The sequence below is a fragment of the Streptomyces sp. Ag109_O5-1 genome (assembly GCF_003814875.1).
GTDB classification, from domain to species: domain Bacteria; phylum Actinomycetota; class Actinomycetes; order Streptomycetales; family Streptomycetaceae; genus Streptomyces; species Streptomyces sasae.
The window spans coordinates 10,569,519-10,583,941 of the sequence record NZ_RKQF01000001.1 but is presented as its reverse complement, the minus strand read 5'-3'; the positions used below and the strand labels follow the sequence as shown (position 1 = coordinate 10,583,941).

The following is a 14,423-nucleotide window of genomic DNA, read 5'->3' as shown; positions in this document are numbered from 1 at the left end:
GTTCGGCGCCTGGGAGTGTCGGGACCTGGCCACGGAGGGGGACGGATGGACAGGCGGTACGAGGTGTACGCGCTCGCCGACGGGCAGTTCTACGACACGCCCGACCGGCTCGGGTCGGGCGGGGCGCAGTCGGAGCCCCTGTTCGCCACGGCGCGCCGCGCGGTGCCGGAGGACTGGCACGCGGCACGGTCCGGCGACTGGCTGACCATGACCCCGCTCGGCGCGGACGGGGCGCCGCTGCCCTCACCGGCCCAGGGCTGGAAGATCCACTCCTCGGCGACCCGGGCGAACGCGGAGCGGATCGCGGCGGTCGTGTGGGACTACTGCGTGCCCCGCCGCATCCCGTTCAAGTTCGTGCCCGGACCGCATCTGCTGCACCTGCGCAACGCCAAGTACGCGGGCCGCGACACCAGCGGCAAGTTCGTCACGGTCTACCCGTCCGACGAGGGCCGGCTGCAGGAGGTGCTGCGCGAACTGGGCGCGCTCCTGGAGGGTTTCGAGGGGCCGTCATCCTCACCGACCTGCGCTGGAACGACGGTCCGCTGTACGTGCGGTACGGCGCGTTCGCCCGCTCCTACGTGGTGGACGAGCGCGGTTCGCTGGTTTCGGCGGTGCGGGACGGCGCGGGAAAGCTGGTGCCGGACCGGCGGGCGCCCTCCTTCCAGGTCCCGGAATGGTTGACGCTCCCGGAGTTCCTGCGGCCGCAGCTGGCGGCGCGGGACGCCACGACGGTGGGCGAACTGCCGTACCGGATCGAGAAGGCGCTGCACTTCTCCAACGGCGGCGGGGTCTACGCCGGGACCGACACGCGGGACGGGCGGCGGGTGGTGCTCAAGGAGGGGCGGCCGCACGCGGGGCTCGCGGCCGACGGCGCCGACGCCGTCGCCCGACTGGCCAGGGAGATCGTCGTACGGCGCCTCGCCGAACCGCTCCCGGACACGCCCCGGCGGCGCGCCGGGCTGCTGCGGGGTGCGACCGGGCCCGCGCTGTTCCTGCTGCGGCGGTACGAACGGACCGGCGAGGCCCGGCTGTTGACGGCGGCCGGCGAGGCGCTGCGCCGGGACCTGGACCGCTGTGTGGTGCAGCAGGGCGGCGGCCTGGAGGTCGACGAGGGCTGGCGCACCCTGCCGTACCTCGGCGACGGCAGTGCGGGGATCGGGCTGGTCCTCGACGACTGGCTGGCGCACGGCACCGACGGGACCGGCGCCTTCGAGCGCGCCCGCGCCGCCATCCTGACCGCCGCCACCTCACGCTTCTACGCCCAGCCGGGCCTGTTCCAGGGCCGCGCCGGGATGATCCTGCATCTCGCCCGCACCGGCGCCGCCCCCGAGCGGCTCGCCGCCCAGGTCGCCGGGCTCGGCTGGTTCGCGATGGCCTACCAGGGCCAACTCGCCTTCCCCGGGCACCAGATGATGCGGCTCTCCATGGACCTCGCCACCGGAACCGCCGGGTGTCTGCTCGCGCTGACGGCCGCCCTCGACGGCGACCCCGTCGCCCACCTGCCGTTCCTCCCGCCGCCACCGGCGGCCCCCGAACACGGCTCCGCACTCTGACGGAGCCGTGACGCAACCCCGTCCCCGACAACGCCGGGGGGACCGCTCGGTCCCCGGAAAGGACAAGACATGGCACTTCTCGACCTGCAGACGATGGAGTCCGAAGAGCGTCACGACGGCGGCGGCGCCAGCACGGTGAGCCTGCTGTCGTGCGTGTCGGCAGCGAGCATTCTGCTCTGTCTCTGACCGGCACCGCGAACCGGGCGCCGGGCGGCCCTCTCCTTCGGGAGGGGGCCCGTCCGGGGCCTTCGCCGATACGAGGGCTGCCACGATGACCCCGCCTCCGCACCGTGATCCGATGCGCACCGCCCTGCGCCACGCCGGGGTGCGCTGCGCCGTCCTGTGCCTGGTGAGTACGGCCGCCACGGCGGCGGGGCTGCTGCTGCCCGCCGTACTGGGCCGTGCACTGGACCTGCTGCTGGCGGGCGCCCCGGCGGTCGGCTGGGTGGGCCGGGCAGCGGGCCTCGTACTGCTGCTCGCCGTGCTGGACGGCTGCGCGAGCGTCGTCGCCGGGACCGTCGACGCGCGGGCAACGGCAGTACTGCGCAAGCGGGTCACGGGGCATGTACTGGCCCTCGGGCCGCGCGCGGGGGCCCGGTTCGGCGCCGGGGACCTGGTCGCCCGGCTGGTCGGGAACGCCGCCCAGGCCGGGACCGGGCCTGCCGCGCTCGCCGCACTGCTCGCCGCACTGGCCGGTCCGGTCGGGGGCGTGGTCGCGCTGGGTCTCATCGACCCCTGGCTGGCGGCCGTGTTCCTCACCGGGGCGCCCGTACTCGCCCTGCTGCTGCGGGCGTTCACCCGGGACACCTCGGCGTGCATGACGGAGTACCAGCGGGTGCAGGGCCGGATCGCGAGCGCGCTGGCGGAGGCGGTCGACGGACACCGAACCATCGCGGCGGCGGGCCTCCAGGACCGGGAGACGGCCCGGATCCTGCGCCCGCTGCCCGAACTCGCCGGCGCCGGGCGCCGGATGTGGCGGGTGCAGGGCCGGGCCGCCGCCCAGGCGGTCACCGTGGGCCCGCTGCTCCAGCTCGGCGTCATGGCGGTGGCCGGTCTGCTGCTCGCCCGCCACCGGATCTCGGTCGGCGAGGTGCTGGCCGCCTCCCGCTACGCGGTCCTCGCGACCGGCGTCGGCGTGCTGGTCGGACAGCTCGCCGCAGTCACCCGGGCCCGCGCGTCCGCGGCGCGCCTCGCCGAGATCGTGTCGTACCCCGCACCCGCCCATGGCACCCACCCGCTCCCGCCGGGCCCCGGCCGCCTGGAACTGCGCGGGGTCACGGCCCACCGGGGCGGGCGGGCGGTGCTCGACGGCGTCGACCTGACCGTTCCCGGCGGCACCGCCCTCGCCGTCGTCGGCCGTTCCGGTTCGGGCAAGTCCCTGCTGGCCGAACTCGCCGGCCGCCTGACCGACCCGGACGCCGGGGAGGTCGTGCTGGACGGCGTTCCGCTGCCCGCCCTCCGCCACGACGACCTGCGCCGGACCGTCACCTATGCCTTCGCCCGCCCGGCCCTCCTCGGTACGACCGTCGAGGACACCGTCGCCCTCGGGCTCACCGCCCCCTCGTGCGCCGAGATCCGGGCCGCCGCCCGCAGAGCCCAGGCCAACGCGTACATCCGCCGTCTGCCCGACGGCTACGCGACCCGCATCGCCGACGCCCCGCACTCCGGCGGCGAGTCCCAGCGTCTCGGCCTCGCCCGCGCCTTCGCCCACCCCGGCCGGCTGCTGATCCTCGACGACGCCCTCTCCAGCGTGGACACGGTCACCGAACACCACATCACCGAGTCCCTGTTGTCCGGCCCCGGCCCGATCCGCCTGATCGTCGCCCACCGCGCGACCACGGCGGCCCGGACCGACGCGGTGGCATGGCTGGACGGGGGGCGGGTCCGGGCGGTGGGGACACATACGGAGCTGTGGCGCGACGCGGGGTACCGGGCGGTGTTCGGGGACGTGGGGGCGGCGCAGGACGCAAGCGAGCTCGCCCCGGCCGCCGAGGCAACACCCGATGCGAGCAAGGATGCGGCAGCCGCCCGGCCGACGCGGGCCGATGACGTGCCCCGTCCGGCGGCGAGGGACCGGGGGACACGGTGACGAGCCGGTCCCGGCGGCGGCAGGCCATGGGGTTGCTGCGGGCTGGACGGCCGGTGTCGGCGCGGCTCGCGGGCTGGTCTCTGCTGGAGGCCGGGCAGACCTTTCTCCTCGGATACGCCCTGGCCCGCGCGCTCGACGTCGGGTTCCTGGCCGGGAACGTCCGGGCGGGCCTGCTGTGGCTCGCGGCGGCCGGGGGCGGGGTGGTCCTCGGGGCGTACGGGACCCGGCGGGTGTATGGCGTGGTCGCCGACCTGGTCGAACCGGTGCGGGACCGGCTGGTGTCGGGGGTGGTCGCACGTGGGGTGCGGGAGGCGGACCGGGCAGCGCTCTCCCGGCTGACCCAGCAGGTGGAGATCGCCCGGGACACCCTCGCCGGGCTGGTGATGGTGTCCCGCTCCTTCGTGTTCGCGGTCGGCGGTGCCCTCGCCGGGCTGTGCACCCTCGCGCCCCCGCTGCTGCTGGTCGTCGTACCCCCGCTGCTCGCGGGGCTCGGCCTCTTCGCGGCGACCCTGCGCCCGCTGGCCCGCCGGCAGGAGGCCTTCCTCGTGGCCGATGAGGCCCTCGCGGGAGAACTGGGCGAGATGTGCCCGGGGCTGCGGGACGTCACGGCGGCGGGCGCCGAGCAGTACGCCGGCACACGTGCCGGGGAGCGCGTCGACGCCGAATTCCGGGCCGCCCGGGCGCTGGCCCGCTGGAGCGTCGTACGGGTGGCGGCCCTGGTGGTCGGCGGCCGAATGCCCCTGGTGCTGCTGCTCGCCACCGCCCCCTGGCTGCTCGCCCACGGCGTGACCGCCGGTGCCCTGGTCGGCGCGCTCGCCTACGTCACCCAGTCCCTGCTCCCCGCCCTGCAGAACCTGGTGCACGGCCTCGGCACCAGCGGGGCCCGCCTCACGGTCGTCCTGCGCAGACTGCACCCGCCCCCGAACCCCGGCACCGGCACCGGCACACCTCACGAGACCCCGGACACCCCCAGGTCCACCACACCCCGCAAGGTCCCCGGGCGACGCCCGGACGTCGGTGTCCCGGCCCTCGCGCTCGCTGCCGTGTCCTTCGCCTACGGACCCGCGAGCGCCCCCGTCCTCGACGGCCTCGACCTGTGTGTCCCACAGGGCGGTCACCTCGCCGTCGTGGGGCCGAGCGGGATCGGCAAGTCGACGCTCACCGCGGTGGCCGCCGGGCTGCTGGCCCCGGCGCACGGCCAGATCCGGGTGTGCGGGCACCCCGTGCCGGGGGCGCGGGCGGCCGCGCTGCGGGTGCTGATCCCGCAGGAGGCGTACGTCAGCACGGGCACCCTCGCCGAGAACCTCGGACTGCTGCGGCCGGACCCCGTCCCGGAGCCCGAGCTGCTGGCCGCCGCCGCGGCGGTCGGGCTCGCCCCGGTCCTGGAGCGGCTGGGCGGGCCGGACGCCCCGGTGCGCCCTGCGGCGCTGTCGGCCGGCGAGCGCCAGCTGATCGCACTCACCCGCGCGTATCTCTCCCCCGCGCCGCTCGCCCTGCTCGACGAGGCCACCTGCCATCTCGACGCGGAGGCCGAGGCCCGCGCGGAGCGCGCCTTCGCTGCACGGCCGGGCGGCACGCTGGTGGTCGTCGCGCACCGGATCGCCTCCGCCGGCCGCGCCCAGCGGATCCTGGTGATGGACGGCCCCCGCACGGCCTACGGCACCCACCAGGACCTGCTGCGCACCTGCGCGCTCTACCAGGACTTGGCGGCACCGTCACAGCCACCCTTCGCCCGGTGAGATGCGGATCGCGTCGACGCGGTTGCGGGCGCCGGTCTTGCGGGTGATCGCCGCCATGTAGTTGCGCACCGTCCCGTGGGACAGGTGCAGGCTCCCGGCGATCTCCGCGATGGACGCCCCGCCGGCCGCCAGCTCCAGCACGCTCAACTCCCGTCGGGTGAGCGGGATCTCGGTGGCCTTGAGGAAACCGAAGCCCAGGGAGTCGTCGACGAAACGTTCCCCCTCGGCAGCACGCCGGATCGCCCGCACCAGCCGTTCCGGCGCGCCCTCCTTGTCGACGTAACCCAGCGCCCCCGCCTCGGCCGCCCGCTTCAGCAGCCCGGGTCTGTTCGCACCGGCAAGCACGACCAGCCTCGGCGACGGGGTGCCGGCCTCCGCCGGGCGCAGTTCGGCCAGCGGTGGCACACCGTGGGTGCCGGAGCTGTCGAGATCCGCCGCGCACACGTCCGGCCGTACCGCCCGGACCCGCCCCCGCGCGCCGTGCCACGGCGTGTCGTACACGCGGAGCCCCGGTTCCCGGCGTAACCACTCCGCCAGGACCGATCTCACCAGACATGCGTCGTGCACCAGAAGTACCCGGATCACCGCCGCCCCCTCAGCCAGCCGTCCTTCGGTTCTTCGGTTCAAGGTGTTGAACGCGTGCCCCATTGTTGGCGTCCGCCATCCGTCGTGGGCGCGGAGTTCCGGACATCAGGGTGCGCGGGGGCGCACGCCAGGCGCTCGTACGCCGCCGCGCGCATCGATTGCGGGGCATGTGCGGGCGTGAACGGGGTACACGGAGGGCGCTCGGTGCAGGAGCTCCTACCGCTCTCGCCGTGCGCCGGTCGCCGCCGCGCGGGAGCCTTGATCCCGAGGACGCGACGCGCGGCCGGGCGAGGAGGTGGTCGGGCGTGACCGACGCGATGGGGGCCCCTCCGGCGCCGGTGGAGCCGACCGTGGCGGAGCCGGCGGCCGACGACGTCGGGTCCGGCCGGCCGCTGTTGTCGCTCGCGCTGGCCTCGATGATGGAAGAGGTGCAGGCGCACTCCGGCGCGGTCTATCTGGTGGCGGCCGACGAGCCGGTCCTGGAGATGGCGGTGACGGCGGGGCTGCCCCGGGCGTTCGCGGCGCCCTGGGAGCGGGTCGGGCTGAGCGCGCCGATCCCGGTGGCGGAGGCGGTGCGCGAGCGTCGGCTGGTGTGGGTGGGCGGTGAGGAGGACATGGCGCGCCGGTATCCGCGGATCGCGGTGGTGCTGCCGTATCCGTTCGCGCTGGCCGCGCTGCCCGTGGCGACGGCCGACACCGTGTACGGGGCGGTGTACGTGACCTGGCCCGGTTCGCATCCGACGGTGCCGTCCGACAGGGAGCGGCAGGCGCTCACGGCGGCGTGCGAACGGCTGGCGGTGCGGCTCGACCGGGCCGCCCGGGAGAACCGTGCGCTGCGGGCCGAGCCGGATCTGCTGGCGGCGCCGGCGTCGGGGGCGGGCACGCCGGGCACGGTGGAGGCGGCGCGGATGGTGGCACGGCTGCCGTACGGGCTGGCCTCGCTCGATCTGCACGGGCGGGTCGCGTTCGCCAACGCGGCGGCGGCCGAACTGCTCGGCGTCCAGACCGGCGAACTGCTCGGCACCCAGCCGTGGGTGTCGGTGCCCTGGCTGAACGACCCGATGTACGAGGACCGCTACCGGGCTGCGCTGATCAGCCAGCATGTGACGTCGTTCGTGGCGTTGAAGCCGCCGGGCGACTGGCTGTCGTTCCGGATGTATCCGAGCAAGACCGGGCTGACCACCCGGATCACCCGGGCGCGGGCGGCCGCCGAGATGGTGGGTGCGCTGCCGCGCGCCGACGCGGCGGCCTCCCCCCGGCTGGTCACCATCTCGCAGGTGCTGAGCCTGGCCGGGGCGCTGACCGAGGCCGTCGGAGTGCAGGACGTGGTGCAGCTGGTGGCGGACGAGGTCGCCCCTGCCGTCGGCAGCCAGGCCCTGGTGATGCTCGGGTCACAGGGCGGGCGGCTGCATGTCCTGGGGCACCGCGGGTACGACGATCCTCAGGTCGTGGAGCGGTTCGACGGTCTCCCGCTGGCCGAGCGGACGCCTCGCACCCATGTCCTGAACACCGGTGTGCCCGCGTTCTTCGAGTCACGGCAGCAGCTGGAACGGCTGTATCCGGGACGGCGCGACTCCCCGGACGGGTTCGCCGCCTGGGCGATCCTGCCGCTGATCGCGTCGGGGCGGCCGGTGGGCACCTGTGTCCTCGCCTACGCCGAGCCGCATGCCTTCCCCGCCGACGAGCGCGCCGTGCTGACCAGTCTCGGCGGGCTCATCGCGCAGGCCCTGGAGCGCGCCCTGCTCTACGACGCGAAGAACCAGCTGGCGCACGGTCTGCAGGCGGCCCTGCTGCCGCACTCGCTGACCCCGCCGCCCGGTGTCGAGGCGGCCGCACGCTATCTGCCGGCCATGCACGGCATGGAGATCGGCGGCGACTTCTACGACCTGGTGCCGACCCGGCCACTGGCCGCGGCGGTGATCGGGGACGTGCAGGGGCACAACGTGACGGCGGCCGGGCTGATGGGCCAGATCCGTACCGGTGTACGAGCTTTCACCACCGTCGGGCAGGCGCCCGAGGAGGTGATGCGCAGCACCAACCGGCTGCTGATCGACTTCGGCGCGGACCTGTTCGCGAGCTGTCTGTATCTGCGGCTGGATCCCGAACAGGGGCGGGCGGTGATGGCCCGGGCCGGGCATCCACCGCCACTGCTGAGACGTCCGGACGGCCGGGTACGGGTGCTGGACCTGGCCGGCGGTCCGCTGCTGGGCATCGACGCGGAGGCGACGTACCCGACCACCGAGGTCTCGCTGGCGCCGGGTTCGGTGCTCGCCCTCTACACCGACGGCCTGGTCGAATCACCCGGCGTGGACATCGAGGACGCGCTCGTCGGTCTCGGCGAACTGCTCGCGGAGAACGGCGACCAGCCCTTGGACCGGCTCGCCGACACGCTCGTGCGGCACAGTGCGGCGGCGCAGGAGCGTGTCGACGATGTGGCGGTGCTGTTGCTGCGAGCCCAGTCGGACGGCTGAACTCCGCGGGCAGCGGACGGCCCGGCCCTCCCTCGGGAGGGCCGGGCCGTCCGCTGCCGAACGGAACCGCTGGTGGGGCCGATCAGCCCTTCTTGTGGTGGTGCTTGCTGCTGGTGCCGTTCGCGGCGGTCCCGGTCTGGTCGCCGGTGCCCGTCTGGTCACCGGTGCCGCTCACGTCACCGGTGCCGGTGCCGCTCTGGTCGCCGGCCGTGGCCGACGGGTCGGCAGCGGTCGCGGACGGGTCGGCAGCCGTGGCGGACGGGTCGGCCACGCCGCCGACCTGGTCGCCGCCCGCCGCCGGGTCACTGGCGGTGGCGGACGGGTCGGCCGTGGCACCGGCGTCACCGGCGCCCGCGCCCGCTCCCCCGTCGCCGAGGGTCGCGCCGGTCGCCTGCAGGGCGGTGGTCACCGGCTGGAAGAAGGTCTCGCCGCCGGCGGTGCAGTCGCCGCTGCCGCCGGAGGTCATGCCGACCGCGCCGCCGTCCTGGGTGAACAGCGAGCCGCCGCTGTCGCCGGCCTCGGCGCAGACGTTGGTCTGGATGAGACCGGTGACGGTGTCGGTGCCGCCGGGGACGGTCTCGCTGGCGAAGTTGACCGTGGCGTCGAGGCCGGTGACCTGGCCATCGTGCAGACCGGTGGTGGAGCCCATCCGGAAGACGGTCTCGCCGACCGTGGCGTCGACCGCCTGGGTGATGGGGACGGTCTGCTGGCCGGTGTTGACCTCGCTCGGCGCCTGGGTGGTGGCGTCGTTGTACTTGACGAGCGAGAAGTCACCGTTGCCGGGGAACTGGGCCTGGTCCACGGTGGCGATGGGCTGGCCGTTCTGGGAGTCGGACCAGTCCTTGGCCGCGACCCCGCAGTGACCGGCCGTCAGGAAGGCGGGGCTGCCGTCCGATGCCTTGACGTTGAAGCCGAGGGAGCAGCGGACGGTGCCCTGGGCCACCTGGGAGAAGATCGCGTCGCCGCCGGAGACGAGGGTCTTGAAGGTGCCGGACGACTTCTTCAGGGTGGCCATGTTGGAGCCGAGGCCCTGGACCGTCGACTCCAGCGTATCCCACTTGCTGCCGGTGACGGTGCTGTCGGCGCTCACCACGACCTTGTTGGTCTTCGGGTCGATGGCCCAGGCGGTGCCCGGTATGGTCGCCTTGGTCTTCAGGGTGGCCGCGGCGGCCTCGAGGTCCTTGGTGCTGTTGGCGACCTGACGGACGACCGCGCCGGCCTTCTGCGCCTGGACGATCACGTTGTTGTCGCCGTTGATGACGTTGACGACGAGTTGCTGCTTGGAGCTGTCGAAATAGGACCCGGCGAACGCCTGGCCGAGGAGGCTCTGCAGCTGCGAGGAGAGATTCGAAGCCTGCGTCGCCTTCAGGGTCTTGGGCGCGGCAGTGGCGCCGGAGGCGTTGTCCTGGGACGCGTTGGCGTTCGGCAGCAGGAAGGCCGCAGCTCCGAGCGCCACCACACCGCCCGCCGCAATCGCGGCATTGCGCTTCGGAATTCGCTTGTGACTCAAACTTCTCGACCTCCAAGGGACGGAGTGTCTGCCGTAGTAGGGCAGTCGTTCGTGAGCGGCGCCTGGATGCTCATAGGTACGGGCGGGTCACGTGGTGCGTTCAATTCCGGTTCCCAACTTCCTTGGACCGGCCGGAAATCGACCATGCACGTGCGTGTCGCGGCGCGGCTGCGCGTGGTGCGCCCAGGGCCCGGGAAGAATCCGCCATATGACGATGACCACCGCCGAAGCCGACAAGATCCTCTCCGCCAACTTCGCCCCCTGGGTGCTCGATCTCGGGCTGACCGCCGAGGCGGTGGGCGAGGACCGGGCGACACTGCGTCTGCCCTGGTCGGAGCGGCTGTCCCGGGAGGGCGGCGGGCTGTCGGGGCAGGCCCTGATGGCGGCCGCCGATACGGCGACGGTGATCGCGGTCTCGGCGGCCCGGGGCTCCTTCGTACCGATGACGACGGTGCAGCAGTCGACGTCGTTCCAGCGCCCGGTGCTCGGCGCGGATGTCCTGATCGAAGCGGTGCTGACCAAACTGGGCCGCCGGATGGCGTTCGCCGACATCACCATGCGCGACGAGAGTTCGGGCGCGCTCGCCGCCCGGGCAAGCGCTGTCTACGCACTCCTGGGATGAAGACCCACACCCCCGAACCGACACGGTCGGCAATCGATCACTGACGTTCCGTTGCGATCACGGACCGGAATCCTTGCTTCAGGGAATCTGCACATCGAATACCCAAGCAAGTCACGGGAAGCGACGGATCTGCACAACCGCACGCCCCCTGCCGCGCCTTTGGCGCGGTGTGCCGGATTCGCCACCGGGCGGGCAAGCCTCGCCACCGCGGCGAAGTCGTGCGGCTTGTGAAGGAGTCGCCGACAAGACGTGCGCACGCCTGCACGGATAAGACCTTCTCAGGCTCAAGTTCCCAGGTGAGACGCCTGGTTGATTGGAAGCGCGGACCGCGGGCGTGCTTTGATCCATCGCACCGCAGGGACCGCGAAGGGTTCCCGGAAACGGGCGCCCGGCACCCGCGGTCGCGGCCATCCGCTCGTCCCCGCAGGGCCGTTGTTCCGTCCCGAAGGGCCGTAGGGGGCCGTTCCCCCCTTGTGAATATCCATATGAAGGGAAGTTCCATCATGAACTCCACCCCCCAGGTTGAGACCGTCGAGATCTCCGACGCCGAGCTCGACAACGTCTCCGGCGGTCTGTCCGTGAACGCCCTCGGCACCGTCACCGGCCTGGTGGACGGCGTTGCCCCGGTTTCCGGCCTGGTCAACACCGCTATCGGCACCGTCGAGGGTGTCACCGGCCTGAACACCCAGCCGGTCACCAACCTGGTCGCCGGTCTCTGATCGCACCTCGTTACCGCTGAGTCCCGGAGCCGGATCCCGGCGCCGGGGCTCTCGGGCGTTCTGAAACGCCTTTTCATCAGCGTCTCTCCCACAGGTGAGGGAAGTTCCGTGCAGTTCCGCCAACAGGCCCTCGCCAAGCTCCAGTCACCGGAGGAGCTCGATCTCCCGGTGCGGTTCGCCCGTCCACAGGGCTGGCTCGCGCTGTCCGTCTCGGTCGTCGTGATGGCGGCGGCCTCGGTGTGGGCGGTGACCGGTTCGGTCGCCTCCACGGTGAGCGCGCAGGCCATCCTCACCCACGGGCAGGGCAGCTACATCCTGCAGAGCCCCGTCGCCGGCCAGGTCACGGCCGTCCTCGCCGAGCAGGGCGAACGGCTCCCGGCGAACTCCCCCGTCCTGAAGGTCCGTACCCCCCAGGGCGACTCGATCGTCCGGACGGTCGCCGCCGGGCGGATCAGCGCGCTGGCCGCGACCATCGGGCAGATCATCCAGACCGGCGCGAACGTCGCCGCCGTGGAGAAGATCGCCCACGCCTCGGACCCGCTGTACGCGACGGTCTACGTCCCCGCCGAGAACGCCTCCTCCATACCCGCGAACGCCCAGGTCGATCTGACCGTGTCGTCGGTGTCGACCCAGGAGTACGGAGTGCTGCGCGGCCAGGTGAAGTCGGTGGACCGCTCCGCCCAGTCGGCCCAGTCGATCGCCGCGTTCCTCGGGGACAGCCAGCTGGGCGAGCAGTTCAGCAAGAAGGGCCGCCCGGTGGCCGTACTGGTCCGGCTGGACACGTCGAAGAGGACGAAGAGCGGCTACAAGTGGTCCTCGGCCGACGGGCCGCCGTTCCGGCTGGACTCCATGACCCTGGCCTCGGGTTCGATCCGGCTGGCCGACCAGCGTCCCGTCGATTGGCTGCTCCCGTGACCACCGCCCAGGAGACCCGCGGCCGCCGGCGTGCCGCCCCGCCCAAGCGTCCGGTGCCCAAGGGCCGCGGCGGCACGGTCCGCACGCCTACCGTGCTCCAGATGGAGGCGGTCGAGTGCGGCGCCGCCTCCCTCTCGATGATCCTCGGCCACTACGGCCGTCATGTCCCGCTGGAGGAGCTGCGGATCGCCTGCGGTGTCTCCCGCGACGGCTCGCGCGCCAGCAACCTACTGAAGGCGGCCCGCAGTTACGGCCTGACGGCCAAGGGCATGCAGATGGACCTGGCCGCCCTCGCCGATGTCCAGGCCCCGGCGATCCTGTTCTGGGAGTTCAACCACTACGTCGTCTACGACGGCATGGGCCGCCGCTTCGGCCGCCGGGGCGTCTACATCAACGACCCCGCCAAGGGCCGCCGGTTCGTGCCCATGGAGGAGTTCGACGGCAGCTTCACGGGTGTGGTGCTGGTCCTGGAGCCGGGCGACGGTTTCGAGAAGGGTGGCCGCCGTCCCGGAGTCCTGGGCGCGATGCCGGCCCGGCTGCGCGGCACCGCCGGCACCATGCCCGCGGCCGTCCTGGCCAGCCTGCTGCTGGTGGTCGTGGGCGCGGCACTGCCCGCGCTCAGCCGGCAGTACATCGACCTGTTCCTGATCGGCGGCCAGACCTCGCTGCTCTCCGTGCTGTTCGCCGCGATGGGCACCTGTGTCCTGCTCACGCTGGTGCTGACCTGGTTGCAGCAGGCGAACCTGCTGCACGGCCGGATCGTCTCCTCCACCCTCTCCAGCGCCCGCTTCCTGCGCCATCTGCTGCGGCTGCCGGTGACCTTCTTCTCCCAGCGCAGCCCCGCCGACCTGGTCCAGCGGCTCCAGTCCAACGACCAGGTCGCCGAGACCCTCGCCCGCGACCTCGCCGCGGCGGGCGTGGACGCGGTGGTCGTCGTCCTCTACGCCGTACTCCTCTATACCTACGACGCCCAGCTCACCTTCCTCGGCATCGGCGTGGCGCTGCTGAACATCGTGGCGATGCGGTTCGTCGTACGGCTGCGCGCGACCCGGACCGCCAAGCTGCGCGCGGACACCGCCCGGCTCACCAACACCTCCTACACCGGCCTTCAGCTGATCGAGACGATGAAGGCGACCGGCGGCGAGGACGGCTACTTCCGCAAGTGGGCCGGGCAGCACGCGGCCACCCTGGAGGAACAGCAGCGCCTCGGTGTGCCGAGCGCCTGGCTCGGCGTGGTCGCCCCGACCCTCGCCACCCTCAACAGCGCACTGATCCTGTGGATCGGCGGTATGCGGGCGGTCGAGGGCGGTATCTCGGTCGGTCTGCTGGTGGCCTTCCAGTCCCTGGTCACCCGCTTCACCGCCCCCCTCACCCGGCTCAACGGTGTCGCGGGCCGCATCCAGGACTTCGCGGCCGACGTGGCCCGCCTCAAGGATGTGGAGAACTTCCAGGCGGACCCCATCTACGCCCGCCCCGGCGCGGACGGGTCGACCCGACGGCTCCAGGGCCATGTCGAGCTGGAGAACATCTCCTTCGGCTACAGCCCACTGGACAAGCCCCTGCTCACCGGCTTCGACCTGACCGTCGGACCGGGCCGGCAGGTGGCTCTGGTAGGCGGCTCGGGCAGCGGCAAGTCCACGGTCTCCCGGCTGATCTCGGGTCTCTACTCCCCCTGGGAGGGTGTGATCCGCATCGACGGACAGCGTCTGGAGGACATCCCGCGCGGCGCGCTCGCCGCCTCCGTCTCCTTCGTCGACCAGGACGTCTTCCTCTTCGAGGGCTCGGTGCGCGACAACGTGGCGCTGTGGGACCCGTCGATCCCGGACGAGGCCGTCGTGGAGGCGCTGCAGGACGCGGCCCTGTACGACGTGGTGATGCGCCGGCCCGGAGGTATCCACAGCAGGGTCGAGCAGGACGGCCGCAACTTCTCCGGCGGCCAGCGGCAACGCCTGGAGATCGCACGGGCGTTGGTGCGCAGGCCGAGCATCCTGGTGCTCGACGAGGTGACCAGCGCGCTGGACGCCGAGACCGAGCTGACCGTGATGGACAACCTGCGCCGGCGCGGCTGCGCCTGCGTGGTGATCGCGCACCGGCTGAGCACGGTCCGCGACAGCGACGAGATCGTCGTGCTCCAGCACGGCACGATCGTGGAGCGCGGACGGCACGACGAGTTGGTGGCACACGGCGGGGCGTACGCCGCGCTGGTCAGGGAGCGATGAG

General features: G+C 73.1%; 10 protein-coding genes and 1 pseudogene. 9 read left to right on the top strand and 2 right to left on the bottom strand.

All coding sequences use genetic code 11. The annotated features are described in order from the left end of the window. Window positions 1-45 precede the first annotated feature (45 nt). The 4 genes and pseudogenes from EDD90_RS48215 to EDD90_RS48200 all read left to right on the top strand — a co-directional run bounded on the left by EDD90_RS48215 (window position 46) and on the right by EDD90_RS48200 (window position 5,381). A pseudogene (locus tag EDD90_RS48215) lies at window positions 46-1,553 on the top strand (hypothetical protein). 69 nt (window positions 1,554-1,622) lie between these two features. Next, complete coding sequence (locus EDD90_RS48210) at window positions 1,623-1,739, top strand: SapB/AmfS family lanthipeptide (RefSeq protein ID WP_123979343.1); 117 nt, start codon at window positions 1,623-1,625, stop codon at window positions 1,737-1,739. A gap of 85 nt (window positions 1,740-1,824) precedes the next feature. After that, the gene (locus tag EDD90_RS48205; RefSeq protein ID WP_123979342.1) at window positions 1,825-3,642 is read left to right on the top strand and encodes an ABC transporter ATP-binding protein; all 1,818 of its coding nucleotides are present in this window, start codon (window positions 1,825-1,827) and stop codon (window positions 3,640-3,642) included. Next, complete coding sequence (locus EDD90_RS48200; RefSeq protein ID WP_260328555.1) at window positions 3,639-5,381, top strand: ABC transporter ATP-binding protein; 1,743 nt, start codon at window positions 3,639-3,641, stop codon at window positions 5,379-5,381. The genes EDD90_RS48205 and EDD90_RS48200 overlap by 4 nt, the downstream gene beginning before the upstream one ends. On the opposite strand, the gene EDD90_RS56020 is transcribed toward EDD90_RS48200, so the two are convergent. After that, complete coding sequence (locus tag EDD90_RS56020) at window positions 5,358-5,966, bottom strand: response regulator transcription factor (RefSeq protein ID WP_260328554.1); 609 nt, start codon at window positions 5,964-5,966, stop codon at window positions 5,358-5,360. The two genes, EDD90_RS48200 and EDD90_RS56020, sit on opposite strands and share 24 nt — an antisense overlap. A 317-nt stretch (window positions 5,967-6,283) precedes the next feature. On the opposite strand from EDD90_RS56020, the gene EDD90_RS48195 reads away from it, so the two are divergent. Continuing rightward, the gene (locus EDD90_RS48195) at window positions 6,284-8,437 is read left to right on the top strand and encodes a GAF domain-containing SpoIIE family protein phosphatase (RefSeq protein WP_123982402.1); all 2,154 of its coding nucleotides are present in this window, start codon (window positions 6,284-6,286) and stop codon (window positions 8,435-8,437) included. A gap of 82 nt (window positions 8,438-8,519) precedes the next feature. On the opposite strand, the gene EDD90_RS48190 is transcribed toward EDD90_RS48195, so the two are convergent. Then, complete coding sequence (locus EDD90_RS48190; RefSeq protein WP_185149483.1) at window positions 8,520-9,947, bottom strand: S1 family peptidase; 1,428 nt, start codon at window positions 9,945-9,947, stop codon at window positions 8,520-8,522. Window positions 9,948-10,155: 208 nt separating this feature from the next. Between EDD90_RS48190 and EDD90_RS48185 the strand changes: the two genes are divergently transcribed. From EDD90_RS48185 to EDD90_RS48170, 4 genes are all read left to right on the top strand, one after another. Then, window positions 10,156-10,569: a PaaI family thioesterase gene (locus tag EDD90_RS48185; protein WP_123979341.1), complete on the top strand. Its 414-nt coding sequence runs from the start codon at window positions 10,156-10,158 to the stop codon at window positions 10,567-10,569. Window positions 10,570-11,072: 503 nt separating this feature from the next. Further along, window positions 11,073-11,288: a type A2 lantipeptide gene (locus EDD90_RS48180; RefSeq protein ID WP_123979340.1), complete on the top strand. Its 216-nt coding sequence runs from the start codon at window positions 11,073-11,075 to the stop codon at window positions 11,286-11,288. Window positions 11,289-11,396: 108 nt separating this feature from the next. Next, window positions 11,397-12,203, top strand: coding sequence for an HlyD family efflux transporter periplasmic adaptor subunit (locus tag EDD90_RS48175; protein WP_123979339.1), 807 nt, complete (start codon window positions 11,397-11,399; stop codon window positions 12,201-12,203). Beyond that, window positions 12,200-14,422, top strand: coding sequence for an NHLP family bacteriocin export ABC transporter peptidase/permease/ATPase subunit (locus tag EDD90_RS48170; protein WP_123979338.1), 2,223 nt, complete (start codon window positions 12,200-12,202; stop codon window positions 14,420-14,422). Before EDD90_RS48175 ends, EDD90_RS48170 begins: the two co-directional genes overlap by 4 nt. Window position 14,423: the final 1 nt, after the last annotated feature.

What these genes read in the sequence shown, in the direction of transcription:
- EDD90_RS48210 (WP_123979343.1), top strand. Translation starts at nt 1,623, where the DNA reads ATGGCACTTCTCGACCTGCAGACGATGGAGTCCGAAGAGCGTCACGAC.
- EDD90_RS48205 (WP_123979342.1), top strand. Translation starts at nt 1,825, where the DNA reads ATGACCCCGCCTCCGCACCGTGATCCGATGCGCACCGCCCTGCGCCAC.
- EDD90_RS48195 (WP_123982402.1), top strand. Translation starts at nt 6,284, where the DNA reads ATGGGGGCCCCTCCGGCGCCGGTGGAGCCGACCGTGGCGGAGCCGGCG.
- EDD90_RS48185 (WP_123979341.1), top strand. Translation starts at nt 10,156, where the DNA reads ATGACGATGACCACCGCCGAAGCCGACAAGATCCTCTCCGCCAACTTC.
- EDD90_RS48180 (WP_123979340.1), top strand. Translation starts at nt 11,073, where the DNA reads ATGAACTCCACCCCCCAGGTTGAGACCGTCGAGATCTCCGACGCCGAG.